Source organism: Acidisphaera rubrifaciens HS-AP3, assembly GCF_000964365.1.
In the GTDB taxonomy this organism is placed as follows: Bacteria; Pseudomonadota; Alphaproteobacteria; order Acetobacterales; family Acetobacteraceae; genus Acidisphaera; species Acidisphaera rubrifaciens.
The window spans coordinates 1-637 of sequence record NZ_BANB01001079.1 but is presented as its reverse complement, the minus strand read 5'-3'; the positions used below and the strand labels follow the sequence as shown (position 1 = coordinate 637).

Sequence of the window (637 nt, the reverse complement as noted above, 5' to 3'; positions counted from 1 at the left end):
GACCGTGTGCGGCAGCCTGCGCGAGGCCCTCGGCGCGCTCGCGGCCGATCACGAGTTTCTTCTCGCTGGCGACGTGTTCACCAAGGATCAGATCGAGAGCTACATCGATCTGAAATGGAGCGAGGTGTATCGTTTCGAACACACCCCGCATCCGGTCGAGTTCGAGATGTATTACTCCGTCTGACCAAATAACGCGCGCCGCCAACGCGGCGCGCCCCACCTCGCTGAATGCGCCCCGTGCCCCTGGCACGGGGCTTTTTCGTATCTGCGCGCCGATGGATTCGGCGCGCTCGCAATTCAATGCGGATTTATCAGGCATTATCTGCCTGTCTAATGGGCTATTTTAAACGAATTGCAACAATCCAGACGTTTCGATAAGGCTTTTTGCGCACGCGCTGTGCGCAACGATCAGCAGGCGGCGCGTGCAGGACAATGACGTCGTGGCCGGCCGAGCACCTCCTCCGTCCGGCCCAACAAGCAGAGAGGGATGGCGCGTGATATTACCCCCGCATACGGCCCGGCCGGTTCAGACACGACGCGACGCGATGCCTTGCGCGGCGGGTGCCGGCCGGTGGAGCCTCGCCCGGCGCCTCGCCCTGTCCGTCGCGCTGCTGCTTGTGGTGGCGCTGCCGCTGAT

Annotated in this window: 1 pseudogene; it reads left to right on the top strand. The window is 63.0% G+C overall.

From position 1 onward, the window contains the following. Positions 1-184, top strand: a pseudogene (glnA, locus tag B8460_RS20135) (glutamine synthetase); the annotation flags it as partial. Between the last annotated feature and the right edge of the window lie 453 nt (positions 185-637).